Raw genomic sequence first — 24,365 nt, 5'->3', positions numbered from 1 at the left:
TCTATGAAGAAGACAGAGATGTTGGAAAGAATCCGGACCTATACGGCCTCGCAGTTTTCAGGGGATGCGACCGGCCATGATTACGAGCATATGAAACGGGTCGCCTTCTGGTCGGCTGCGATTGCCAGGAAGGAGAAGGGGGACCCCTTTATGTGTGAAGCGGCCGGCTGGCTCCACGATATTGGAGACCGGAAGCTGACAAAACATCCTGAACAGGCGTTGAAAGAAAGAGATTCGTTTCTTCTTTCCCTGTCCCTGACCCACAGCGAGGTAGAAGAACTGGATGCATCAATCCGTGATGTGTCGTTTTCAAAAGGACGTATCCCTCAAACGTGGACAGGAAAAATCGTCCAGGATGCTGACCGGCTGGATGCGATAGGTGCCATTGGTATCGCACGCACGTTTGCTTATGGTGGAGCACATGGACAGCCGTTGTATTCAGAAGATGGATCCCGCGATTCGTTCAGTCATTTTGAGGAAAAGTTACTGAAACTGGTCTCTCTAATGAATACGGAAACAGGCAGAAATGAGGCCTCCAGGCGCCATTCATTTATGGTACAATTCCTTGAAGAAATGCAAAATGATATTTTCATCACCAATGAGGAGGTTCATCATCATGACAAATAACGAACAGGCCTATCTTGATTTGTGCCGGCTCGTATTGGAAGAAGGCAGTGAAAAATCCGACAGGACAGGGACAGGTACATATTCTGTGTTCGGCCATCAGATGCGCTTTGATTTAGAAGAAGGTTTCCCTCTTTTAACGACCAAACGGGTGCCTTTCCGTCTGATTGCGAGTGAGCTGCTCTGGTTTATTAAAGGAGATACAAATATTAAATATCTTCTGCAGCACAATAACAATATTTGGAATGAATGGGCGTTCAAAACCTGGGTGGAAAGTGAGGACTACCACGGGCCGGATATGACGGACTTCGGCCGCAGGAGTCAGCAGGATCCGGAATTCCAAAAGGTTTATGAAGATCAGATGAATCGTTTTAAGGAGAAAATCCTTACCGATGATACGTTCGCTGATACCTACGGTGAGCTTGGTTCTGTTTATGGAAAGCAGTGGAGGGAATGGAAGACGAGCAGGGGCGGCAGCATCGATCAATTGAAAAATGTGGTGGAAAGCATCAAATCCAATCCTGATTCCCGTCGCCATATCGTAACGGCATGGAACCCGGAGGACGTTCCTTCCAATATGGCACTGCCCCCGTGTCATGCCATGTTCCAATTTTACGTAGCGGATGGTAAGCTTTCCTGCCAGCTTTATCAGCGGAGCGGCGATATCTTCCTGGGTGTGCCTTTTAACATCGCCAGTTACGCCCTCTTGACACACTTAATCGCCCACGAATGCGGCCTCGAGGTCGGAGAGTTCATTCATACGCTTGGAGATGCCCATATTTACACCAATCACATAGACCAGATTCAACGACAGCTCAGCAGAGAACCCCGAAGGCTGCCGAAGCTTCACCTGAACAGTGAAATCTCAAGTCTTTTCGACTTTGAGATGAAGGATATTACAATCGAAGACTATGACCCTCATCCGGGAATAAAAGCACCGGTAGCGGTGTAAACCATAGAAAGGCTGTGAGACTGTGATTTCATTTATTTTTGCGATGGATCGTCATCAACTAATCGGAAAAGATAACGACCTTCCCTGGCATATCCCCAACGATTTTAAATTCTTTAAGGATATGACTTGGGGGAAAACCATCATCATGGGAAGAAAAACCTTCGAATCCTTCGGCCGTCCGCTTCCTGAACGAAAGCATATTGTTTTGACATCAAACGAATCCTATGACAGGGAAGGCTGTACCGTCATACACTCCACGGATGAGATTCTGAAACTGGAGCAGGAGCAGCCCGATAAGGAATGGTTCGTCATCGGAGGCAGTGTATTATTCGAGAAAATGCTTCCTTATGCCGACCGTATGTATCTCACTTATATTGACGCTGAATTCGAAGGCGACACCTATTTCCCGCCATTCAATTATGATCAGTGGACGTTATCCTCCGAAACGAAAGGCATGAAGGACGAGAAAAACCCTTATGACTATTACTTCCGAACCTACGACCGGAAGCGGATTTCATGAAGCCCGTATGCGGAGCTGTTCTGAATGAAGGGGGGTCGACGAGGATGGGTATGGATAAAAGTTCTTTGCGGCTCGGCCCCACATCGGTGCTGGAAAGAATTTTGTCCCGCCTTGCTGTATTGACGCCGCATTTGATCATTAATCAACACGATGCACACCCGGTCTATCCGACAGTTCCGGAACATTTTGAGCAGACGGGGCCGCTCGGGGGTATCCATGCTGTCATGAACCATGCGGAAGCGGAGTGGATAGCCGTTACGGCCTGTGATACGCCCTTTCTTTCCGCGGAGGTTTACCGCCATCTGCTCACGTATGCGGATTCCCAAACGGACGCGGTGATTCCCTGCCATAACGGCCGCAGACATCCATTATCCGGTTTGTATCACAAACGGACGGTACATACCCTGGACACATTCATACAGCAGGGTGGAAGAAAAGTAGGAGAATTCCTGGCCGGGATCCGAACGAAGGACATCAACGATTTTTCTCCCATCCCTCTAAATGTCCTGGACAAGCATTTCTTCAACATGAATACACCGTCCGATTATAGAAAGGCGGAGGAATGGTTGAAAAAAGACGAAGGGATAGAGACAAACCCCCGTCATGAATGATATGATAAGGCTATCAAGAGAATTTTTCCAAGCATCAACGACGGTTCCGGGTCAAGGACTAGTCGTTTTGAGAAAAAGGCGGTGAGGATATGCTCTCAAGTATTGGTATTCCGGGGTTGATCTTAATTCTGACGATTGCTTTGGTGATATTTGGTCCAAAGAAACTTCCTGAAATCGGAAAGGCTGCCGGAGAGACATTAAAGGAATTCAAGAATTCGGCCCGCGATCTGACTAGTGATTCAGAGGAAAAGAAGACCGAAAAATAACCACCACCCTGCATAAACGGAGTGATTTCCATGTTATCAAGTATTGGAGTACCCGGGCTGATTCTGATTTTGATCATCGCTCTGGTCGTCTTCGGCCCTTCCAAGCTTCCTGAAATCGGCAAGGCCTTTGGAAGCTCTCTGAAGGAATTCAAAAAAGCGACCGGCGATATCATGTCCGATGAGGACAATGGGAAAACTGAAAAGAAAAAGACAGACTAAATGAATAAGGGAGATGTAAGGGTTTCCCCTTGCATCTTCCTTTTTGTCAGGCTGGAGGAAGCCTGGAGGTGAATGATTTGTCCGACGAAAATATATCTCAAGATATCGAAATGAACATAACCGACCATTTAAGTGAATTACGGAAACGCGTAATCTGGACGCTCGTCTTTTTTGCCGCCTTTTTTATTGCCGGCTTCTTCTACGTAGATCAAATTCAATACTTCTTCATCAAAGATCTACCCTTTGAACTGAACATGACCAGTCCAGGTGAAATCATCTGGATCATCTTTACATTTGCCACACTGGTTGCCGTTGTCGGAACTCTTCCTGTTCTGTCTCTGCAGCTGTGGCTGTTTATTAAACCTGCGTTGACCCCTAAGGAACGGAAGGCATCTCTTTCCTACATACCAGCCATCTTCATCTTGTTTCTGGGAGGGCTGACGTTCGGGTATCTCGTTTTCGTAGAGTTGATCCTTCCATTTCTGCTGTCGCTGAACAATGGGATGTTCAATGAGATTTATACAGTGGAACGATATTTCCGATTTTTATTCCGGGTGACGATTCCATTTGCGGTGTTATTTGAAATTCCGGTCATCGTCATGTTCTTAACCAGCCTGGGTATTGTTAACCCTGTCCTACTCGTGAAGATCAGAAAGTATGCCTACTTTGTGCTGGTCATTATCGGCACGATTATATCTCCGCCGGATTTCATTCTGCAGCTGGTCGTGGCCGTGCCTTTAATTATTTTATATGAAATCAGTATCGTTTTATCGCGGATGGTTTATCGGAAAAAGCTTGAAAAGCACAGAGAATTTATGGAATCGGATATCGAAGAATAGGAAAGATCCCCGGCCGGGGATCTTTTTTCTTCAAGGAAGACCGGCTTGAATTTTTTGCCGGCTTCTTTTATTCGTGATAAAACTATAGAAAGAGAGACAGGAGGATTTGTATGAAATCTTTTTATCATTATATGATGCGTTACCGCGGAAACAAAAAAATGGATGAGGAGAAGCAGCTGGCTGAGTGGATGTTCAAAGATCACAGCTTTCCCAAACAGTCGGTCTCCTATGATGAAATCAGCCGCTATTTGGAGTGGAATGCTCCTTTTGCAGGGGCTCTCAGCCTTTTTGACCGGCTTTATGATGAATATGAAAAAGTAGAAGAATGAGGTGATCCAATGAAGTTCCTTCACACCGCCGACTGGCATTTAGGAAAAATCGTCAACTATGTACATATGACGGATGATCAACGTTATATGCTTGAGCGGTTCATTGATATAGTCAAAGAAAAAGAGCCGGATTGTATTATTATCGCAGGCGATTTATACGATCGTTCCATACCTCCTAAAGAGGCTGTGGAGCTGTTGAACGATACACTGACGACGTTGGTCAATGAACTGCAGATCCCTGTTCTTGCGATTTCAGGCAACCACGACAGTCCAGATCGTTTACAGTTCGGAAGCGAAATGTTCCGCAGGCAGGGATTGTTCTTAGATTCTAAATTAAAGAAAGATCGGAAGCCTGTCACGTTATATGACGATCACGGGCCTGTCCATTTTCATTTAATCCCTTACTTAGAGCCGGCAGAAGCAGCAAAGGTCTTTGATGATGACTCGATAAAATCCCATCACCAGGCAGCAGAAAAAATTATCAACGATATCGAACAGCGCTTTAATTCAGCGGAGAGACATGTCTGGATCGGTCATTCGTTCCTCGCCGGAGGGATGGAATCCGAATCAGAAGAACGGCTTTCAATGATCGGGGGCAGCCCTTATGTGGATGCCTCCTTGTTTACGGATTTTGCGTATACGGCACTCGGTCATCTGCATCAACCCCAGCGTGTGACCCGGGATTATATCCGCTACAGCGGCTCGCTGCTGAAATACTCATTTTCGGAAGCCAGTCACAATAAATCCGTAACCTTTGTCCATATGGATGAGGACGGCACGTGTGAGATAGAGAAAATCCCTTTACATCCGCTGCGCGATTTCAAAGTGATTGAAGGGTATTTTGAAGATCTTCTTTCGGGTGATGCAGTGTCCAATCAAGAGGACTATCTGCATGTTCGTCTATTGGATGACGGACAACTGCTTGATCCGATGGGAAAACTCCGTCAAGTTTATCCGAACATCCTTCATTTAGAAAGAAAAAGATCGATGTCCAACCCTGAAATGGACGATCTGGAGCATGTGAAGAAAAGACAGACTCTCTCTCACTCGGAACTTTTCGCCTCTTTCTATGAAGATATTAAAGGAGATCCCCTGCCTGGAAAGCGGAAGGACATGATTGAACAGGCCGTTCATGCGTTAAAGAAAAAGGAAAGGGAGCAGTAATATGAGAGCCATAACGATAACGATGAATGCTTTCGGACCATATAGAGATAAGCAGACGGTCGACTTTACGACCCTTGGCAGCGAATCGATCTTTTTAATTACAGGACCGACCGGAGCCGGCAAGACGACGATTTTTGATGCGATGTGTTTTGCCCTGTACGGGCGGGCCAGCGGGAGTGACCGCGATCAGGATACCTTAAGAAGTCATTTTGCTTCTCCCGAGGACCTCACTTATGTGGATTATCTATTCGAATTGAGAGGCAGAACCTACCGCATCAAGCGTCTTCCGAAACAGCAGAAGAAAAAGGAACGCGGCGAAGGATATAAAGAAGAGCCGGCCCGGGCAGAGCTGTATCAGATCATGGATGATGAGGAGCGGCTGCTTGCTTCAAAGATCAAGGAAGTGAACGATACCATCGAGGAATTGATGGGGCTGGACTATGAGCAGTTCCGAAAAATGATCATGATTCCGCAGGGAGAATTCAGGAAACTGATTTCAGAAAATAGTAAAGAAAGAGAAGAAATTCTCCAACGCATATTTAAAACTGAATTTTTTGACGCATTGACCTCTCATTTCAAGGCTGAAGCAAAAAAACTTGAAGATGAGATGAAGCAGTTTGAATGGAGAATCGAACAAGAGAAAGAGAAAATTCACTGGCACCCGGATCAGCAGGAAGAAGAAGAAATCCAGGAGCTTTCAAAAGTGAGAGAACGTCTGCAACAGCGGATTATCGACCAGGAAAATCATTATCATGAAAAGCAGGAGAAGCTGCAGGAAATCAAAAAGGAGACAGACGCTTTCCAGGAACATGTCTATCAACAGCAGCGGGTGACAGAACTTTTTCAGGAAAAAGAGCATCTGGTCCGTGAACAGCAGAAGCTTCAAGACCGGCAGCCTGAAGTGAATCGGCTGCAGGAGGAAAAACAGTGGGCGGCAAAGGCTGCGGAGGTCCTTCCTTATGAAAAGGATTATAAAAATCGTAAAGCTGAACTGGAAAAGTGGCAGACGAGCCTCCAACAGAAAGAAGAGCGAAGAGCTTCCCTGTTAAAGGAGTATCAGGAAGCTGAAGAAAAATACCGTACAGAGGAACAGAACGCCCCGCATCGCGAAACGTTGAAAAATAAATGGAAAAAGAAGCAGGAAGAAGAACAACTGCTGAAGGAATACCTTTCGCTGGTGGAGGTGCTCAAGCAGCATAAGGGAAATTTCCGCCGAGATCAGGAAGCTTTCGAAACCAATCGAAAAAAGCTGCTGGACGCATCTCAAACAGTTGAGAAGCTGAAGGAAAGCGTTAAAGAAGATCCTTCTCTCGCTGAAGAAGAATACACATTAAAGCAGAAGCAGGAAAACATGGGTAATAAAAAGCAGAAGCTCCAGCAATTGAGCCGGGAATGGGAGCAGTTGAAGAATCTCCGGAAAACCTATCAATCGTTCATGGTCCGCTTTGACTCAGCCAAGAAAGACCAGCAGAAATCCAAGGAGGCCTATGAATCTGCTCTTGAAGAGGTGCAGGGGCACCATGCCTATACACTTTCCATGAACCTCGTGGAGAACACGCCCTGTCCGGTATGTGGTTCGAACCACCATCCTCAACCTGCCCGGCAACCGACAGCTGTTAAAAGTGCAGCGGAGATCCAGCAGCTTAAAGAAGTCTATGAAAAACACGACGAGGAGCTCTCCAAGCTTCAAGAGGAATTTGTCCAGGTAAAATCAGCAGGCGAAACCCAGCGGCAGCTGACCGACCGTCTGTACCAGGAACTGCAGGACGATATGACAGACATGACGGATGCATCGATTCAAAAAGCTGTGGACACAGCCGGGGAGCATCTTGACTCTTACAATAAAGAACTTCAAAGTCTTCAAGAAAAGAGAGCACGCCTCCAAAAGGAAAACAAACAGTTGGAAGAGCTGGAGGGTACGATCGTCCAGCTCCGCGGGGAGGCAGAGAATCTCCAGGAAGCTCTCCAGTCTTCCCGCCAGAAGACTGCTGATGTTCAGGCTGACATCCATGCGATGGAAAAGAATGGAGCCTTTGAAACGACCGATGCAGAAACGTTGAAAAAGGAAACAGAGAATCAGGAAGCTTTATATCTTGCAGCAGAACAAAGCTGGGAGAAAGCACAGGCCGTTTATCAGCAGAAACGGGAAGAACGGCAGCAGGTCCAGACTGCCGTAGAGGAAGGCCTTGCGTATGTAGAGGAAATGAAAGCAGCTGTGGAGGATCGGGAAAAACGAATGAATCAAACGCTTGACCAATTTTCCTTCCCCTCTATAGAGGCGTACAGGGAGGCTCTTAAACCTTCTTCTGAACGGGAGGCTATGGAGAAAAGAATTCTTGAACATGATAAGCGGAAAGGAATGGTAGAAGAACGGCTGGGTGTATTGAACCGTGAGCTGAAAGAAACCGAAAAACCTGATATGGATGCTCTCCATAAGGGATTGGAGGAGAAAAAGGCGGCCCGGGACGCCAGGCAGGAGCACTTAAATGAAATTCAGGTAATGTTGAAGCAGAACAGGGACGTCGAAAAAAATATCACACGTCTCGTGGAGGAAGTTGGAGCACTGGCTGCTGATTATTATGATGTGGCTGAACTGGCCCAGCTTGCTGCTGGAGATAACCCTATGAGGCTCTCGCTTGAACGCTATGTGCTGGCTTCTTTCCTTGATGAAATTCTAGTCCAGGCGAATATCCGCCTTGATCAAATGACGGACCACCGATATCAGCTGGTCCGGAGCGGGGCAATTGCCAAAAGAGGTGCGCAGAGCGGCCTGGATCTTGAAGTGATCGATCATCATACAGGACAGCAGCGATCTGTACGGACATTGTCAGGCGGGGAAGGCTTTAAAACCTCACTCAGTCTCGCCCTGGGTATGGCTGATGTTGTCCAATCCCATGCGGGAGGGGTTCAGCTTGATACCTTATTTATCGATGAAGGGTTCGGAACCCTTGATGAAGTATCACTGGAGCAGGCCATCGGTTGTCTGCGGGCACTTCAGGATGGAAACCGCATGCTCGGAATTATTTCCCACGTGTCCCAGCTGAAAGAGGAAATCCCGGCCAAACTACAAGTTTATACCGGTCCTAAAGGGTCTTCGCTTCAATTTATTTTTCAATAACCGGTAAAGAACAGGGTTGCTCCTTTTTGGTTGAGGAGCAAAACCTGCCGGAAAAGGGCAGGGAGTGACGTTGTCCAACAAAATTCGTCCCGAGGAGAAGATCCGGCTCTAAGACTATTGTCTAATGATGCGCTTGCCCGGGAAATAGTTGCTCCACCCCTGCCAATGACAGAGAGGAGAGAGCGGATTGCTTACGATTGAAAATGACTGGAAACCGGTGCTGCAGCAGGAAAAGCAGAAAGAATATTTCCGGGAGCTTGAAATGGAAATCGAAAGAGAATATGAACAGGCGCACGTGTTCCCTGAGCGCGAGAACGTTTTAGCCGCTATGAAGGGAACGGCACTCTCAGATACGAAAGTCGTCATCCTGGGACAGGACCCTTATCACAATGAGGGTCAGGCTCATGGATACAGCTTTTCGGTCCGTCCCCACGTGTCTATTCCACCTTCTCTTCGTAATATTTATAAAGAGATGGAACAGGATTTGAACATAAAGAAACCCAACCACGGATGCCTCCAGTCATGGGCTGCGGAAGGTGTCCTGTTGCTCAACGATGTCTTGACGGTGCGCGCGCATGAGCCTCATTCCCATAAAGGAATCGGCTGGGAAAAGTTCACCGACGCTGTAATCCAGAAGATCAATGAAAGAGAACAGCCTGTGGTGTTCCTATTGTGGGGAAAACATGCTCAAAAGAAAGCTGATTTTGTAGACCGGGAGCGCCATCTCGTTCTCGAATCTTCCCACCCCAGTCCGTTTGCTGCCCATCGTGGATTTTTCGGCAGCCGCCCTTTTTCCAAGGCTAATGAGTTTCTGAACATGCATGGGGAATCTCCTGTGAACTGGGCGCTTCCAGTCAATCCTGAAGAGGCTTGAGCCCAGACCATACGGTTACCCAGGGCATATGTTACAGTATTCTAAAGTTTCGGAGGGGTTGTTATGTTTCCTACTGGTCAACCACCATACCCTCCCATGGGGGCGTTCCCGGGCTTTCAACAAGCAGCAGGTCCACAGATGATGCGTTCTATGGGACCTCTCGCAAATGCCGGTTCCCGTGGATTCGGAGGTCTGCCGGGTCTGCTTGGTAAAGGCGGTTTTGGTGCTGGAGCTCCCGGGTTTTTCGGGAATGCCGGATTAGGATCTGTACCCGGAGCGGGCTTTCTCGGTAGCGGAGGCCTTGGTTCCAATGCGTTGAATGCGGCCGGCGCCGCTGCCAAAACAGGAGGGGCCGGGTGGCTTGGGCATATGCAGACAGCGCTGAAGGCTGTCCAGACTGCCGCGCCGATGATGCAGCAGTACGGTCCGATGATCAAAAATATCCCAGCAATGATTAATATGATGAAAATCATGAATGAGCCGGATGAAGAAGAGGCAGATGAGTCATCAGGAAAATCGGGTGAATCACCATCCTCCTCCTACAGCTGGGAGTCCAGAGAAAGCTCCAGCAGGGGGAAAGGGAGGAGTAAACATACCTCCAAATCGCATAAAAAGAAAAAGAGTCAAGGAACATCACAGCCTAAATTGTTTATTTAGGCTGTGCGTGTGGCTTGATTTTTTTTTATGAATTAGCAAGAATAGGAACAAAGGTCATTGATTACACAATGCCGGAGGAGGCTTCATATTGACTAATACATTACAAAAAGCAACATTCGCCGGAGGGTGCTTCTGGTGCATGGTGGAACCTTTCGATGAACGACCTGGGATCGAATCCATTGTTTCTGGATACACCGGAGGACATACGGAAAATCCGACGTACATGCAGGTGGTTTCAGAAGCAACCGGACATAGAGAAGCTGTTCAAATCGTATACGATCCGGAAATCTTCCCCTACGAACGGCTCGTAGAACTATTCTGGCAGCAGATAGACCCGACAGATGACGGAGGGCAGTTTGCTGACCGGGGCCATTCCTATACAACAGCCATCTATTACCATAACGAAGAACAGAAAGCAGTCGCTGAACAAAGCAGACAGGAGCTGGAGAAATCAGGGAGATTCAGCCAGCCGATTGTTACAGAAATCCTTCCCGCTGCCGTCTTTTATGAAGCGGAGGACAAGCATCAGGAGTATTATAAGAAGAACGCGTTCCACTACAAGCGTTACAAAAAAGGATCCGGACGTGCTGGATTTATCCAGGACAACTGGAGTTATAAAAAGGATCCTGAAGATCTAAAAAAACGGCTGAGTGATATTCAATATAAAGTAACACAGGAAAATGCGACGGAACGTCCTTACGATAATGAATATTTCGATCATGAAGAGGAAGGCATCTATGTGGATATTGTTTCTAAAGAGCCGCTGTTCAGCTCGAAAGATAAATATGACGCCGGTTGTGGATGGCCGAGCTTCACCAAGCCGATTGAGAAACAGCAGGTCAAAGAGGAAGTAGACACTTCCCACGGCATGTTCCGTACGGAAATCAGGAGCGGTGGAGCCGATTCGCATCTCGGACACGTCTTTGACGATGGCCCTGTAGACCAGGGAGGACTTCGTTACTGCATAAACTCTGCAGCGCTCGAATTCATTCCGAAAGATCAGATGGACGAAAAAGGATACGGATATTTGAAGCATCTTTTCCGCTGAATGGCTTGTTCAGAGAGTCAGGGTTAGAAGCAGCTGTCATCCAATGCTATAATGATTGGATGAGGAGGAACGGACCTTGGGCAGAAAACGAATCCTAACCAAAGATGAAATTTTAACCGTAACCGGGGAAGTACTGCGAAACGGTGGTATCCAGGAGGTTCATTTCAAAAAACTGGCTGAAGAGCTTCAAGTCAGCCGCAGCACCCTTTATGAGTATTTCAAAAATAAAGAGGAACTGATTCTCTCGTACATGAGAGCGATGATGGATGAAATGAATCGAAAAATTGAGGCGGTGCCGCCGGATCTTCCTCCCAACGAAAAATTAAAGCAGCTGCTTCACATTTTTCTGGAGCACGCCGATACGTATCACATTGATCAAATGATTCACGAACTTCAAACGAGTGATAAGCAGGTAGCCCTGTTATATAAAACCGAAGTTCATAAGGATCTCATGAAAACCCAACAACTTATGGGCAGCTGGATTGAAGAAGCGAAAGAAGCTGGGTTGTGGACGACAGATGTTTCCTCCACGCTCATCTCCGACGTTATTTTTCATTCGATTTTATTTTCCAACCGAAAAAAAATCGGAGCAGAGGATATGACGCAGCAATTGTTCCATATGATGGAACACGGTTTGTCCCAAAGAAACGAATGAACCCGCCGCTTTTTAAAAAGGCGGTTCTTTCTTTGACAATATCTTGAATTAAAGATATTATGTTTTTAAATATGATGATAAAGAAAAAACGGAGGGATTCACATGAATATGAAGCACATCTTCAAAGAAGGGCAGAATGAGAAAGTTCTTCTGCTTCTGCACGGGACAGGGGGGACAGAACAGGACCTTCTCCCACTCGCAGGGATGATCGATCCTGAAGCCTCCGTCTTGTCTGTCCGGGGGAACGTTTCTGAAAACGGAATGCCGCGCTTCTTTAAGCGGCTTAGAGAAGGGGTTTTCGATGAAGAGGATTTGGTTGAGCGGACGAAGGAATTATCCGAATTTCTGGATGAAGCTGCCGCTCATTACGGCTTCCGACGGGATCAGATTGTAGCCGCAGGATACTCCAATGGGGCGAATATTGCTGGCAGCCTTCTGTTTCATTATGAAAAGAGTCTGCTTGGTGCGGTGTTGTTCCACCCGATGGTGCCAAGACGGGGGATAGAGCTTCCTGATCAGACGGGAATTCCCGTATTTATTGGTGCCGGTGAAAACGACCCGATCTGTCCGGCTTCTGAAACCCATGATTTAAAATCACTGCTTCAAGCTTCCGGAGCCCATGTCACGGATCACTGGGAGCGGATGGGGCACCAGTTGACTGAACAGGAAGTACGGGCAGCCGCCGAGTGGTATGCGGCGCAGTTTTAATGGTGTCTGTATTGAGTCACATCCTTGTTCCGTGTATGATAGAAGGCAGGGAACAAAGGAGGTAGTGCTGTGATTCATAAAGATTGGGAAAACAATAAAACGATAAAACAAATCGAATGCGTCCATAATGACGCCGCTAAATTCGTTGTCAACAACGTCCTCACCCCAGGTAAGGTGTACGACGTTAAAAATGAAAGCGAAGAATTTTACTTTGTAGTAGACAACTCCGGCAGAATCGGTGGTTTCTACAAAGATTACTTCAAAGAAGTATGAGACAAGCTGAAGGGATGCCCTTCAGCTTTTTTATTGGCTGTACGAATGTCGAATATTGTGAGAATTGGACGTTTACAGTCAAGATTGGCGGGGGTATGGGGGGTATAAGCCTATAAGAAGAAAGGATGCCTTCTTTATGATTATAAATAATGTCCGAATTTACGATCCTTCCCACCCTTATGATGATCAAACGTATGCGGTTAAAATAAATGGCGGAACGTTCGAAAAAATCTCTGAAGAGCCTTTAGAAGGCGGGGAGGTCATAGATGGGAAAGGGAAAGTCCTGGCCCCCTCTTTCAATGACAGCCACATGCACCTTTTACGCTACAGTCTTTTGAAAAAGGAGCTGGACTTGACCGAAGCGAAAAGCTGGAAGGAAATGAAACAGATGGTCGAGGACCACTATGACAAGATTGAACAGAATGACTGGATTTATGGAAAAGGGTTCAATGATGGGAACTTTGACGATTTGGATGGTCTGCTTACCGCTGAGGATTTGAACGAGATTCACGTTGATGCCAATATGTACTTCATGCATCAGGATGGACATGAGTGCGTAATCAGCCAGAAAGCGTTGGAGCGTTTGAAAGAGGAGGAAGCGTTTAAACAGGAACCGGATGAATTCAAGGAAACAGATGAAAGCGGGGAATGGAACGGACGCTTTAAGGATACTGCTGTTCATTACATTAAACACCATTTCTGGGGCCGTTCCGCTGCGGATGCGAAAGAGGCGCTGAAAACCGGAATACCTTATTTAAGCCGCTGTGGTATCACGTCGGTTCATACCGATGACATCAACTTCATCGGGTCTTATCAACGCTTGTGGGAAGCGTATACACAGCTTGAACAAGAAGGGGAACTTCCCATCGATGTTCATCTGCACCATTATATATTCAATATCGATGATTTGAAAAACTACTGCCTTCATAATGACCTCCGTACGGGCGGGGGAACAGAACGGGTGCGGGTAGGATCAGTGAAAATCTTCCTTGACGGGACACAACGGTTGTTTACAGCAGCCATGCGCAGCCCTTACCCCGTTCAGCCGGATACGGACGGCATTTTGATTTATACCCAGGATCAATTGAATGAAATGGTCCGTTATGCGAGTGAACAAAAGATGCAGGTAGCTATGCATGCGATTGGAGACCGGGCGGTGGAGCAGGCGTTGACAGCCCTTGAACAGCCGGAAGCAGAAACGGAAAGGTTCCGCCACCGGATTATTCATGCCCAGACGCTCGCTCCTGATCTTATCCAACGCATGAGAGAGGCTGCCCCTTATATTGAAACACAGCCTTCCTTCCTGCTTGATGAATGGGATAAAAAACACCACTGGTCGCCGGAAAGTCTCGTTCCATACGCTGACGCTTATGAAACTCTTCTGAAAGAACAGATTCCGATTACGTTGAGCTCGGACCTTCCTATCGGCGCCCTGGATCCTTTTGTGACGATTTTTACAGCGGTGAACCGGACCGACTTGGACGGGCGCCCTGAAGGTGGATGGATGCCGCAGGAAAAGATCAGCCTTCAGGCGGCCTACACCGGATTTACAAAAACACCGGCGGAACTTGAATACAATGAAGATCACAAGGGCATCATTAAAGGTGGTTATCAGGCTGACTTTGTTCTTCTGGATCAGCATCCCGAGGAAATCAAACCGGAGCACCTGCACGAGTTGAGTGTCCTGGAAACCTGGCACAGAGGACAAAGGGTCTATAAAAGATAAGTACGACTTTTCTTGTAAACACTCGTTCCATCATCCATAATAAGAGTAAGGTGACGGAAAGGGGAGGATGGGTAGAAATGGATAAACTAATTATCGTCCGCCACAGTGAAACAGAAGGGCAGCATGAAGACTCACCCTTAACTAAGCTTGGAATACGTCAAGCACAGAAACTGGCGGTCCTGCTGGATCAGTCTGGTGTAACCATTGACCGTATTATCTCAAGTCCCTATTTGAGGGCCGTTGAGACCATCAGACCCTATGCCCGGTCCAAGGACATGGAAATTGAAAGAGACGACCGCCTGGAGGAAAGGGTCCTCAGTCACGAACCATTGGATGACTGGGAAGAAGTCCTTCACGATACGTTTCAGGATCCTGATTTGAAGTTAACCGGAGGTGAGTCCTCTGTAGAAGCGAAGGACCGGGTTCTCTCGCTCATTGAGGAGCTGGAAAATCAAGACTGTGGAAATGTCCTCCTCGTAACGCACGGGAATCTTCTTGCTCTGCTGCTGCAGAAGTATAACCGTGAAATTGGATTTTATGATTGGAAACGGCTGTCACGCCCGGATGTTTTTCTTGTCCAGAAACAGGGCGGAGAATATATTGTGGAACGTATTTGGGAAGATTGACAGCTCGGCTGTCATCTTTCCTTTCTTTATTTCTTCTGTTGTCAGACCTCGGATTGCGATTTTGACATAAAATCGTTATGATAGATTGTGGTGTTTATCTTAGCTATTCAAGGTGAATATAGAAATGTAAGCACACTTAATTCCACTTAAAGGAGGAGAAAACGAAATGGCATTTGTTATTACATCCCCTTGTAAAGATGAAAAAGCTGGAGAATGCATGGATGTGTGCCCGGTTGACTGTATCGAGGAAGGAAAAGATATGTTCTATATCGATCCTGCCATCTGCATAGATTGCGGCGCATGTGAAGCTGTGTGTCCGGTAGAAGCTATTTATATCGAGGATGAAGTTCCTGAAGAGGAAACCCCATACATCGAAATCAACCGCAAGTTCTTCGAAGAACAATAAGGCACATACAAAAAAACGCCCTCCTTACGATTAAGGAGGGCGTTTTTTATTATCCCATTTCTTCACAGCATTCCAATGAATAATTATCTTGAATTCCGGGTAGATACATAAAGAATTCGGACATAGGAGGCTATTTTATGACAACGTTACAAAATCAAGCAGCAGTTATTACAGGGGCAAGCAGCGGAATCGGTAAAGCGATCGCTCACTCCCTCGCAGAACAGGGAGCTCATGTCGTATTGGCAGCCCGCCGCGCGGAACGCCTGCAGGAGCTTGCTGACGAAATTACAAGTCAGTATCAAGTAGAAGCGAAAGTGGTCGAAACGGACGTTACGAAGCGGGAGGATGTCGAAAATCTCGTGAAGGAAACGAAAGATGCCTTCGGCCGTTTGGATATTTTCATCAATAATGCCGGTGTTATGCTGCTTTCCTTCCTGAAAAATGATCATGTAGACGAATGGGAACAGATGGTGGATGTGAATATTAAAGGTGTGCTGTACGGCATTCATGCCGGACTGCCCGTTATGCTTGAACAGGATTCCGGCCACATCATCAATGTTTCCTCAGTGGCGGGCCATGAAGTGTTTCCTTCCAGCACGGTGTACAGCGCGACCAAGTACGCAGTAAAAGCGCTGTCCATGGGTATGGAAAAAGAACTGGCCAAAACCGGTGTGCGCGTCACCAACATTTCTCCCGGGGCGGTAGAAACAGAGCTCACCGATCACATCACTGACGGAGAAGTTCTGGATATGTTTAAGGACCGCAGTATGCAGCCCCTTGAAGCTGCAGATATTGCCAGCGCCGTTTCGTATGCTGTGACACAGCCGAAATCCGTAAATGTAAATGAAATCATTGTACGACCGCTGCATCAGGCCTGAGCAAAAAGAGACATCTAAAAAAAAGCTTGTAGAAAAACTTCTGTTTTTCTACAAGCATTGATGACCGCGGGAAGCGGTCATCTTTTAATGGACAACTTTAAATCTGCTGTAACCCTGAATTTCATCTTGACTAGTTATATCAAGGGATTCAACCTGGCTGAAAGGAGTTGGACCTTCATTGATTTTTTCAATGAAACGTTTCAACTGATCCTCTTCAGCTTCAGCTTCGATCAGGACGGTTCCGTCCGGCTGATTTTTGACCCAGCCCGTTACGCCGAGTTGTTCAGCCATCTGCTTGGCAGAAGCCCGGAAACCGACTCCCTGAACGCGTCCATGTACAAGAATTCTATTATTTTCCATTGTGTCAGCACCTCCAGTTCCTCTCTGAACAATTCCCTGCGTCCCCCTGCAGGCAAACCTCAATAAGGAGGAAGAAGGATGAAAGAAATGAAGATTACGGATTTGTCCCCGTTTAAAATCGGACAGAAAGAAGATCCATCAGGCCGTACCGGCTGTACCGTTGTGCTTCATGAAACAGGTGCTGTCGGAGGTGTAAGCGTCCGGGGCGGTGCGCCGGGGACGAGGGAGACCGACCTGCTGCGGCCGGAAAACCTTGTCCAGCACATTCACGGCCTCTTCCTTTCCGGCGGCAGCGCTTTCGGACTTGATGTCGGTTCCGGTGTCATGAAATTTCTCGAAGAAAAAGGAATCGGCTTTGATGTGCAGGTGGCTAAAGTTCCGATTATTCCAGGAGCCATTTTGTTTGACTTGACCGACGATCCCGCCGTCGAACGTCCGGACGCCCAACTCGGCTATGAGGCTGCTCGGTCCGCTTATGAGGCACCTGCGTTCCAAATGGGAAATTACGGAGCGGGCGCCGGGGCTTCGGTAGGAAAAGCGCTGGGAAAGACACACAGCATGAAAGGCGGAATCGGAAGCTGGGCCTGCCGAATCGGGCAAGTGGAAATCGGAGCTGTTGCAGCGGTCAACAGTTTTGGCGATGTGGTCGATCCGGCCACAGGAAAAGTGATCGCGGGTCTTTATGAAGGAAATGAATTTTTACATACAGAAAAGCAGCTTCTTCGTCAAATGGAAGATACGGATACCAATCGTTTCAAAGGAAATACGACCATTGGGACCATCCTTACAAATGCGGCTTTGACGAAAGCAGAGGCATCTAAAGTGGCCGATGCGGCTCATGACGGTCTGGCCAGGACAATCCGCCCTTCCCATACATTTGTGGACGGGGATACGATTTTCTGTATGTCGGACAATCAGGTTCCCTGTGACCCGAACGCTCTAGCGGCTGCTGCTGCATGGTGTATGGAAAAAGCGGTGCTGAATGCCGTGCTGTCCAGTGCTTCCACGGAAGAATATCCAGCAGCCAAGGATTTTCACAAGAAAGGATGACACCCGTGTACGTATTTGTTTATGGATCCTTATGTTCAGGTCAGGACAATCATCACCGATTGGGAGAAGCAGAGCTTGTATCCGCTCAGGCCTTTGTAAGGGGCACGCTTCATTCCGGGCCCTTATATGAACCGCTTCTTTTGGAAGACCAGCATACATGGACGTATGGAGAACTCTATCATATTCCGCCCGCTTTATTATCTTTGCTTGATGATTTCGAAGGCTTTCAACCAGGAAGTGGGGATGGGAATTGGTATAGGAAAGAAACAGAAGTCTTTTGGGACACAGACTCCGTTATGGCAGAAACCTATTACTGGAATGGAGTGGCGAAGCAATCGATTCCTCACAACGACTGGAAGGTTCATCAGTTTCTTCAGCAAGACTCCTACATTTATTTCGCCTACGGGTCCTGCATGGATGATGCCCGGTTCATTACCCAGAAGGTCCACCATCTCTTTGGGGATGTCATAGGAAGAGGAACGCTGGATGACTATTGTTTAGCCTTTTCTTACCATTTGAATGATGGAGCAAGAGCGGATATCAGAGAGGGCGTGAAGCAAAAAGTGGAAGGTGTCCTTTATCGAATCAACAAGCAGGCCCTTCAATACCTTTTTTTACGGGAAGGGGTGGAAGCAGGGGCATACAGACCTGCCATCGTGCCGGTGAAAACGGATGATGGTTCAGTCCTGCAGGCTGTCACATTCACCGTGCTCTCTAAGAAAGAAGACTCACCTCCGCCCTTCCACTATGCTGAAGAGATTGTCCGCGGCGGAGAGCGTTACTTATCCACGGAGTACATCGAGGCGTTGAAACAAAGGTTCCTCGATGATTTAAAAGTGCAGCATTTCCAAGAATACATGGAGAAAAGGAGCCGTTCCTATGACTGAAGCCACATGGAAAATGTATACAGCGCGTGATTTTTCTACGCTTTCCTATATGTCTTACCATCAATCCGCCCATAGCGACGAGGCGGTAATCATCATTCACGGCATCACGGCAGAATTAACGGAGCAGAAAAAGTTCGCCTCCGCCTGCCGGAGAGATGCGGACGTTTTTCTTCCGGTCCTCAGAGGCTATGATCATAAAAATAAGCGCGGTGACCTGGATTATATCGGACAGTATGATGATGATTTGTTTGATTTCATTCACTATATCAGGAAAAAAGGGTACAAGCGGATCACACTGATGGGGCATTCCATGGGATGTGCCAACCTGCTGCGCCTGATCAAGAAAAATCCTGCCATCGGAGATGCCTACATCTTCACGGCTCCATTTTTTCATCCGGCCGTTCCCGTTTATAAAAACGACGCAACTGATCCTTCCGGAGAAGGAGATGATGTCGAGTACACCGTCTATACGAAAAAGGTCATGGTGTTAATGACCTTATATAAAATGAATATCCACCGGTTTGAAAAGGCTCCAGCCGCTGAAATTCCTGACGAATTCGCCGATACCGGCCGTCTGTCCCTTTCCTTCAGGTTGTTGGTTTCCCGATTTCCCGAGAAAGTGACCCCCGGCCTGCTGAAAGGTGTGCAGGCACCAGTGACCATTGCTGTCGGCAGTGAGGATGAGGTAATCGAAGCAGAGAAATTGAAGAAGTGGGCGGAAGATATCTGGGAACGTCCAGTCGATATTCTTACAGGGGCCGATCATAACGACATCTTGTATGACGCTGGCTTTCATAAGATCATTCAAGAAATGGACGAGTCTGTCAATGAAAAAACTGTCCAGTGAAGTCATCCAGTTCAAGGGCCGGGCCGATGATTTCGGATATGAGCAGGGAAAAAGACTGAAACAGACCCTCCTTTATGAAGGTCACCTTCAGCGCAGACCGCGGTCCATCCGTCATTATCATACAGATACAGAACATGTGAAAGCGATGCTTATGCACTGGGCGCCGATCCTATGGGAAGAGCTGAGGGGGCTTTCGGAAGGTCTGCAATGGTCCCTTGAAGAAACCGTTCATGAATACAGCGGCTGGCAGCAGGAATGGGATCGTTCCGGATGCTCTATCATGCTTGGCAGCAACTATATGATCCGCAACTATGACTACAACCCGAAAACCTATGAAGGGCGGTTCCTGATTTACCAGCCGGATAACGGGACCGCATCCATCGGTCCGGGTCAGCGGATCATCGGACGCACCGATGGCATGAATGAACATGGATTATGTGCTGGCTACAACTTCGTCAATCGTCTTCACCCGGAAGATGGATTCATCTGCTGTACATTGACTAGAATTCTTTTGGAGAGCTGCCGGGATACCGTTGAAGCAGAGAAGCTGCTGAAAGAGCTCCCCCACCGCCATTCATTCAATTATGTCCTTTTTGATAAAGCCGGCAGATCTTCTATTTTGGAAGGATCCCCCAGAGGGGTGATCAAGAAAGAAGGACAGGCTTGTACCAACCATTTCTCCCACATGCCCCAGGAGAACCGCAGACACTTGTCAGATTCAGAAACGCGGCTTTCCAAAATGATCGTCAGACAGAAGGAGGAGTGGGATGCCCAAGACGCCTTTCAATTTTTGAACGATCGTTCGGGTCCGATTTTTTCTGATCAGTATGAACGGTCTTCGGGTACGATTCATACAGCTGGTTATTCCCCGGAGACGCTTTCTCTCCGATTCGGACTTGGCGGTGATGCACAGGCTGTTTCGTTTTCCTTCGACAACTGGATCAAGGGACGCCGTTCCCCTGTTAAAAAAATGTTCGGATGGATTGATACAGTTATGGATATTCCCTATCTGGACGGCATCACCTGAAAAACCATATTGAGATGAAGGGGTCTGCGGCGTACAATAAGGATAGACGTAAACCGTAAAGGAGACCTTTGATGCAGACAACGACACGTAAAAATGCCATGAAACTTCAAAACCTTTATGCCTTTTTAAAACAAGAAGGGATGAGCAGACAAAAAGATAAGGTTATGGATCTGATCAAAAAAATCAAGCAGGAGGAAATGGTCATCGGTTTTGCCGGCCATTTTTCCGCCGGCAAGTCCACATTGATCAACACGCTGCTGGAAAGCCGGCTCCTTCCTTCAAGTCCTATTCCGACGAGCGCCAATATTGTCCGTTTGAGAACAGGGCCCGTCTATACAAAGGCGTTTTTCACTTCAGATGCGCCTGTGAAATACGAAGCGGATGTAGAGCCGGAGACGATACAGGCATGGTGCAGGGACGGTGAACGTGTGACCGGACTGGAAATCAGCCGTCCGGACAGTCTCCTTCCACCCCACGTTTCTGTCCTGGATACCCCTGGCGTAGATTCTACGAATGATGCAGACAGGCTGATCACCGAATCTTCTCTGCACGTGATGGACTACATGTATTATGTTATGGATTACAACCATGTCCAGTCGGAAGTAAATCTATTGTTTTTATTGGAAATGCAGCAGAGGAACACCCCTTTTACCGTGGTGATCAACCAGGTGGATAAGCATGTAGAAGACCAGCTTACTTTTGGCGACTACCAAAAAAGTGTTGAAGCGGCCTTTCAACAGTGGGGGATTCACCCGGAATCGGTCTATTATACATCCATGAGAGACTTTGCAATGGAAGAAAATGAGTACAGGCAGTTGAAATACCATTTCCAACAGTTGTTTGACAGGGATTTTTCCCTCATAGAACAGCAGGCGGATGACGTAGCCGCTGCTTTAATGGAAGAAACCGTCAGAGATTATGAAGAGACCTTTGAAGAGAAGCGGGAAGAACTTCTTGAACAGAGAGAAAACCTTCAATCGGCCATTGACGAAAGTCCGATGGATCCGGATCTGATCCGTGAGTACAGCGAACTGCAAGAAGCGGCCGACGAGGCGTTTGAAAAGCGGATCTATCAGTTTGTTTCCAATGCCTACTTGATGCCGAGCGCCCTCCGTGAGTATGCGGAAGCTTACCTGCACTCCCGGCAGCCGGACTTTAAAGTCGGTCTGCTGTTTGCGAAGAAAAAAACCGAGGAAGAAAAACAGATGAGGGAAGACGCTTTTTACGAGGCCTTGGAAAAAACGATGGAAGAACAGTTGAAATGGCCGGTGCGGGAACGGATGATGAAACTGCTGGACGCTTACGGCATCCATTCCACGGAGCTTCTTCAAATCGTTCAGGAAATGGATTTTCACTATCCAAAAGAACGTCTGGAAACACTGGTTCAATCAGGGGCTTCGGTTACAGGGGCATATGTTCTTCGATATACCGATGAAGTGGCAGCTGATATTCAACGGCAGGCCAAAGCCTTTCTCGGAGAATGGAAAAAAGCTTTTTTGGAAGAAGTATCAGCAAAAAAACAGGATGTGCTGCATCAACATGACCAAGCATTCTCTGCGTATGAAGACTTAGAGAAGATCGACGAGGAACTGGAATTCATCATTGAAAAGGTCCGGCAGTTCTCCAACCGCCTTCATGAAAGTTTTTCTGACACGATATCTGCAGAAAACAGGAAACAGGCAGAAGAAGATGAGGAGCGCATGGAAGAGCGGGTGTCTGATGCTCCTGAACATCCAGCAGGCGTCATGGACGAGGATGAGAACCTTATAGTGGGAGAACCATCCAAAGGCAGGCCGGCTCCCTCTCCAAGTTCAACTGTGGATCAGGTGAAAGACAGGACAGAGAAGGCCCTGGCTGTTATTCAGGATTTGGAAAGCATGGATGACCTTTCCCTCCGGCTGGAGGAAAAAGTGACCCGGCTTGACAACCGGACGTTTACAATAGCTTTATTCGGTGCCTTCAGCGCGGGGAAATCCTCGTTTGGCAATGCGCTTCTCGGAGATGACGTTCTGCCTGTGTCCCCCAATCCGACAACAGCAGCCATCAACCGGATATCTCCTGTATCAAGTGATCATCCGCACCAATCGGCAGAAGCTGCCGTAAAGTCAGAAATGGATATGCTGGAGGACATTGCTGCTGTGTACGCATCTTTTTCTTCCTTGGAAACAGCCTGGGAGGAACTGGATGAAATGGAAGTGGAGGAGTGGAAATCACGGGAGCAGAAAGAGCGCTCATTCCTAAAAGCCTTTTACGATGGATATCCGCAGATGAAGAAACATCTGGGACAAAGGATGTCTGTGCCTTGGGAGCAGCTGGCTGCTTTTGTTTCCCAAGAGGACAAGTCCTGTTTTATCGAGTCGATGGATGTGTACTACGATTGTGCGTGGACAAGGGCTGGCGTGACGCTTGTTGATACACCGGGGGCCGATTCCGTCAATGCCCGTCATACGAATGTCAGCTTTCAGTACATTAAAGATGCCGATGCTGTCTTATTTGTCACCTATTACAACCACCCGTTCTCAAGAGCCGATGAAACGTTTCTGAAACAACTGGGCAGGGTCAAGGACAGTTTTGCCATGGATAAGATGTTCTTCCTGATCAATGCCAAAGACCTTGCGCAGTCCAAGGAAGAACTGCAGCAGGTGGAAAGCTATGTGGAAACCCAGCTGAGTGCATTCGGAATTCGGAATCCGAGGCTTTACCCGGTCTCAAGTCTGCTGGGGTTGAAAGAGAAAAAATACCATCAAGATGAAAATTCCGGTATGGGGGCATTTGAAGACGGTTTTTCTTCCTTTTTGGAAGAGGAGTTATCCCAAGTGATGACGGCTTCCATTGAAAGTGATTTGGAGCGTGTGAAAAATTATGTCCAATCCATGGTGGAAAGCAGCCACATGGATGAAGGAGAAAGAAAAAAGAAAAAGGCACAACTGGAAGAACGCAGGCAGCAGGCGCTGGATCTTTTCGAAAAAGAGTATGACGGCGGGGCTGAAAAAGCGGTGCAGAACAAAATGGATAAGCAGCTTCATTATGTCCATGAACGGATGATGCTTCAATTCAACGATCTGTTCAAGCGCCATTTCAACCCTGCGGCTATTAATGGATGGCACCAGGATGTGAAAGAACAGGTGAAAGAGGCACAAAAACAGTTGTTTGAAGAGATGACCTTTGACATGAAAGAGGAAGTCAAGGCTGTATGTGTCCGTGTGGAGCAGTTTATTACACAGCATCTCGATGAGACGAGGGCTAAAATTGAAAAAAACCTCCATCACATCGAAGCGTCCATCCATCTCGATACACTTGAGCTTCCTGATATGCCTATTCCAAAGATCGAAGGGGAGATCGAGCTTACGGCCGCGGAACAGGATCAGATCAGGAAAATGTTCAAGGGGACGAAATCCTTCTTTGAGAAAAATGAAAAAGAAAAAATGAAAGAAGCGGCCGCTCCACGTGCATCGGATGTTCTGCATCAGCAATTGGAGCAGATTTCCAAAGACGTAACGCCTTATTACCAGACTCAATGGGCAGATGTATATGCGACGGCCCGCCGCTCCTGGATCGATGAAACAGCAAAGCAGTTCGATCAGCTGATCAATCACTACAGGACCCCTGTAAACCGGAAACAGGTGGAGAAAGCCTGGGATCAGCTTTCCAAGGTCTAAATGAGAACAGAAAAACATACCATAGACTAAGACGATTTTCCC

The 24,365-nt window shown here is 47.4% G+C and carries 26 protein-coding genes; 25 read left to right on the top strand and 1 reads right to left on the bottom strand.

Annotated elements, in window-relative coordinates:
* Nucleotides 1-3 precede the first annotated feature (3 nt).
* From ACXAGL_RS17925 to ACXAGL_RS17830, 20 genes are all read left to right on the top strand, one after another.
* Complete coding sequence (locus tag ACXAGL_RS17925) at nucleotides 4-627, top strand: HD domain-containing protein (RefSeq protein WP_474992000.1); 624 nt, start codon at nucleotides 4-6, stop codon at nucleotides 625-627.
* Nucleotides 617-1,576 (top strand): thymidylate synthase, encoded by a 960-nt coding sequence (locus ACXAGL_RS17920; RefSeq protein ID WP_474991998.1) that lies wholly within the window; start codon nucleotides 617-619, stop codon nucleotides 1,574-1,576. The genes ACXAGL_RS17925 and ACXAGL_RS17920 overlap by 11 nt, the downstream gene beginning before the upstream one ends.
* Before the next feature lie 22 nt (nucleotides 1,577-1,598).
* Entirely contained in the window at nucleotides 1,599-2,096 is a 498-nt protein-coding gene (locus tag ACXAGL_RS17915; RefSeq protein WP_474968643.1) for a dihydrofolate reductase, read from the top strand.
* Nucleotides 2,093-2,707, top strand: coding sequence for a molybdenum cofactor guanylyltransferase (gene mobA / locus ACXAGL_RS17910; RefSeq protein ID WP_474971402.1), 615 nt, complete (start codon nucleotides 2,093-2,095; stop codon nucleotides 2,705-2,707). Before ACXAGL_RS17915 ends, mobA begins: the two co-directional genes overlap by 4 nt.
* 89 nt (nucleotides 2,708-2,796) lie before the next feature.
* A complete protein-coding gene (locus ACXAGL_RS17905; protein WP_084163020.1) occupies nucleotides 2,797-2,973 on the top strand; it encodes a twin-arginine translocase TatA/TatE family subunit in 177 nt (58 codons plus the stop codon).
* A gap of 30 nt (nucleotides 2,974-3,003) precedes the next feature.
* On the top strand, nucleotides 3,004-3,192 hold the full coding sequence (gene tatA, locus ACXAGL_RS17900; RefSeq protein ID WP_027954362.1) for a twin-arginine translocase TatA/TatE family subunit: 189 nt from the start codon (nucleotides 3,004-3,006) through the stop codon (nucleotides 3,190-3,192).
* A 110-nt stretch (nucleotides 3,193-3,302) separates the two neighbouring features.
* Nucleotides 3,303-4,031: a twin-arginine translocase subunit TatC gene (gene tatC / locus ACXAGL_RS17895; RefSeq protein WP_474970393.1), complete on the top strand. Its 729-nt coding sequence runs from the start codon at nucleotides 3,303-3,305 to the stop codon at nucleotides 4,029-4,031.
* 110 nt (nucleotides 4,032-4,141) lie between these two features.
* Nucleotides 4,142-4,360, top strand: a complete 219-nt coding sequence (locus tag ACXAGL_RS17890) for a YozE family protein (RefSeq protein WP_474968641.1) — start codon at nucleotides 4,142-4,144, stop codon at nucleotides 4,358-4,360.
* Between the two features lie 9 nt (nucleotides 4,361-4,369).
* On the top strand, nucleotides 4,370-5,524 hold the full coding sequence (locus tag ACXAGL_RS17885) for an exonuclease SbcCD subunit D (protein ID WP_474991996.1): 1,155 nt from the start codon (nucleotides 4,370-4,372) through the stop codon (nucleotides 5,522-5,524).
* A 1-nt stretch (nucleotide 5,525) separates the two neighbouring features.
* Entirely contained in the window at nucleotides 5,526-8,642 is a 3,117-nt protein-coding gene (locus ACXAGL_RS17880) for an AAA family ATPase (protein WP_474991994.1), read from the top strand.
* Nucleotides 8,643-8,829: 187 nt separating this feature from the next.
* Nucleotides 8,830-9,516, top strand: a complete 687-nt coding sequence (locus ACXAGL_RS17875; protein ID WP_474971406.1) for a uracil-DNA glycosylase — start codon at nucleotides 8,830-8,832, stop codon at nucleotides 9,514-9,516.
* A 63-nt stretch (nucleotides 9,517-9,579) separates the two neighbouring features.
* Nucleotides 9,580-10,173, top strand: coding sequence for a VrrA/YqfQ family protein (vrrA, locus tag ACXAGL_RS17870; RefSeq protein ID WP_474991992.1), 594 nt, complete (start codon nucleotides 9,580-9,582; stop codon nucleotides 10,171-10,173).
* An 88-nt stretch (nucleotides 10,174-10,261) separates the two neighbouring features.
* On the top strand, nucleotides 10,262-11,221 hold the full coding sequence (gene msrB, locus ACXAGL_RS17865) for a peptide-methionine (R)-S-oxide reductase MsrB (protein ID WP_474991990.1): 960 nt from the start codon (nucleotides 10,262-10,264) through the stop codon (nucleotides 11,219-11,221).
* A 76-nt stretch (nucleotides 11,222-11,297) separates the two neighbouring features.
* Nucleotides 11,298-11,876, top strand: a complete 579-nt coding sequence (locus tag ACXAGL_RS17860) for a TetR/AcrR family transcriptional regulator (protein WP_474968635.1) — start codon at nucleotides 11,298-11,300, stop codon at nucleotides 11,874-11,876.
* Nucleotides 11,877-11,984: 108 nt separating this feature from the next.
* Nucleotides 11,985-12,584: an alpha/beta hydrolase gene (locus tag ACXAGL_RS17855; protein WP_474970392.1), complete on the top strand. Its 600-nt coding sequence runs from the start codon at nucleotides 11,985-11,987 to the stop codon at nucleotides 12,582-12,584.
* A 69-nt stretch (nucleotides 12,585-12,653) separates the two neighbouring features.
* Entirely contained in the window at nucleotides 12,654-12,857 is a 204-nt protein-coding gene (locus tag ACXAGL_RS17850) for a DUF6501 family protein (protein WP_474968634.1), read from the top strand.
* A gap of 136 nt (nucleotides 12,858-12,993) precedes the next feature.
* Nucleotides 12,994-14,583 carry an amidohydrolase gene (locus tag ACXAGL_RS17845; RefSeq protein WP_474968633.1) on the top strand — a complete coding sequence of 530 codons (1,590 nt, stop codon included), beginning with the start codon at nucleotides 12,994-12,996 and terminating at the stop codon, nucleotides 14,581-14,583.
* 77 nt (nucleotides 14,584-14,660) lie between these two features.
* Nucleotides 14,661-15,209 (top strand): histidine phosphatase family protein, encoded by a 549-nt coding sequence (locus ACXAGL_RS17840; RefSeq protein ID WP_206932753.1) that lies wholly within the window; start codon nucleotides 14,661-14,663, stop codon nucleotides 15,207-15,209.
* 166 nt (nucleotides 15,210-15,375) lie between these two features.
* Nucleotides 15,376-15,615 (top strand): indolepyruvate ferredoxin oxidoreductase subunit alpha, encoded by a 240-nt coding sequence (locus tag ACXAGL_RS17835; RefSeq protein ID WP_008640010.1) that lies wholly within the window; start codon nucleotides 15,376-15,378, stop codon nucleotides 15,613-15,615.
* Nucleotides 15,616-15,752: 137 nt separating this feature from the next.
* The gene (locus tag ACXAGL_RS17830; RefSeq protein ID WP_474991988.1) at nucleotides 15,753-16,493 is read left to right on the top strand and encodes an SDR family oxidoreductase; all 741 of its coding nucleotides are present in this window, start codon (nucleotides 15,753-15,755) and stop codon (nucleotides 16,491-16,493) included.
* An 84-nt stretch (nucleotides 16,494-16,577) separates the two neighbouring features.
* Here the strand turns inward: ACXAGL_RS17830 and ACXAGL_RS17825 are convergent, their stop codons facing one another.
* On the bottom strand, nucleotides 16,578-16,853 hold the full coding sequence (locus tag ACXAGL_RS17825; protein WP_474991987.1) for an acylphosphatase: 276 nt from the start codon (nucleotides 16,851-16,853) through the stop codon (nucleotides 16,578-16,580).
* Between the two features lie 78 nt (nucleotides 16,854-16,931).
* On the opposite strand from ACXAGL_RS17825, the gene ACXAGL_RS17820 reads away from it, so the two are divergent.
* From ACXAGL_RS17820 to ACXAGL_RS17800, 5 genes are all read left to right on the top strand, one after another.
* Complete coding sequence (locus ACXAGL_RS17820; RefSeq protein WP_474971412.1) at nucleotides 16,932-17,903, top strand: P1 family peptidase; 972 nt, start codon at nucleotides 16,932-16,934, stop codon at nucleotides 17,901-17,903.
* A 5-nt stretch (nucleotides 17,904-17,908) separates the two neighbouring features.
* Nucleotides 17,909-18,790: a gamma-glutamylcyclotransferase gene (locus ACXAGL_RS17815; RefSeq protein WP_474991985.1), complete on the top strand. Its 882-nt coding sequence runs from the start codon at nucleotides 17,909-17,911 to the stop codon at nucleotides 18,788-18,790.
* Nucleotides 18,783-19,637 (top strand): alpha/beta hydrolase, encoded by an 855-nt coding sequence (locus ACXAGL_RS17810; protein WP_474991983.1) that lies wholly within the window; start codon nucleotides 18,783-18,785, stop codon nucleotides 19,635-19,637. The genes ACXAGL_RS17815 and ACXAGL_RS17810 overlap by 8 nt, the downstream gene beginning before the upstream one ends.
* Entirely contained in the window at nucleotides 19,618-20,664 is a 1,047-nt protein-coding gene (locus tag ACXAGL_RS17805; protein ID WP_474991982.1) for a C45 family autoproteolytic acyltransferase/hydolase, read from the top strand. The genes ACXAGL_RS17810 and ACXAGL_RS17805 overlap by 20 nt, the downstream gene beginning before the upstream one ends.
* A 71-nt stretch (nucleotides 20,665-20,735) precedes the next feature.
* The gene (locus ACXAGL_RS17800) at nucleotides 20,736-24,323 is read left to right on the top strand and encodes a dynamin family protein (protein WP_474991980.1); all 3,588 of its coding nucleotides are present in this window, start codon (nucleotides 20,736-20,738) and stop codon (nucleotides 24,321-24,323) included.
* Nucleotides 24,324-24,365 lie beyond the last annotated feature (42 nt).

It is taken from the genome of Halobacillus sp. ABA4_118, assembly GCF_056160205.1.
This window is presented reverse-complemented; position numbering and strand designations above follow the sequence as displayed.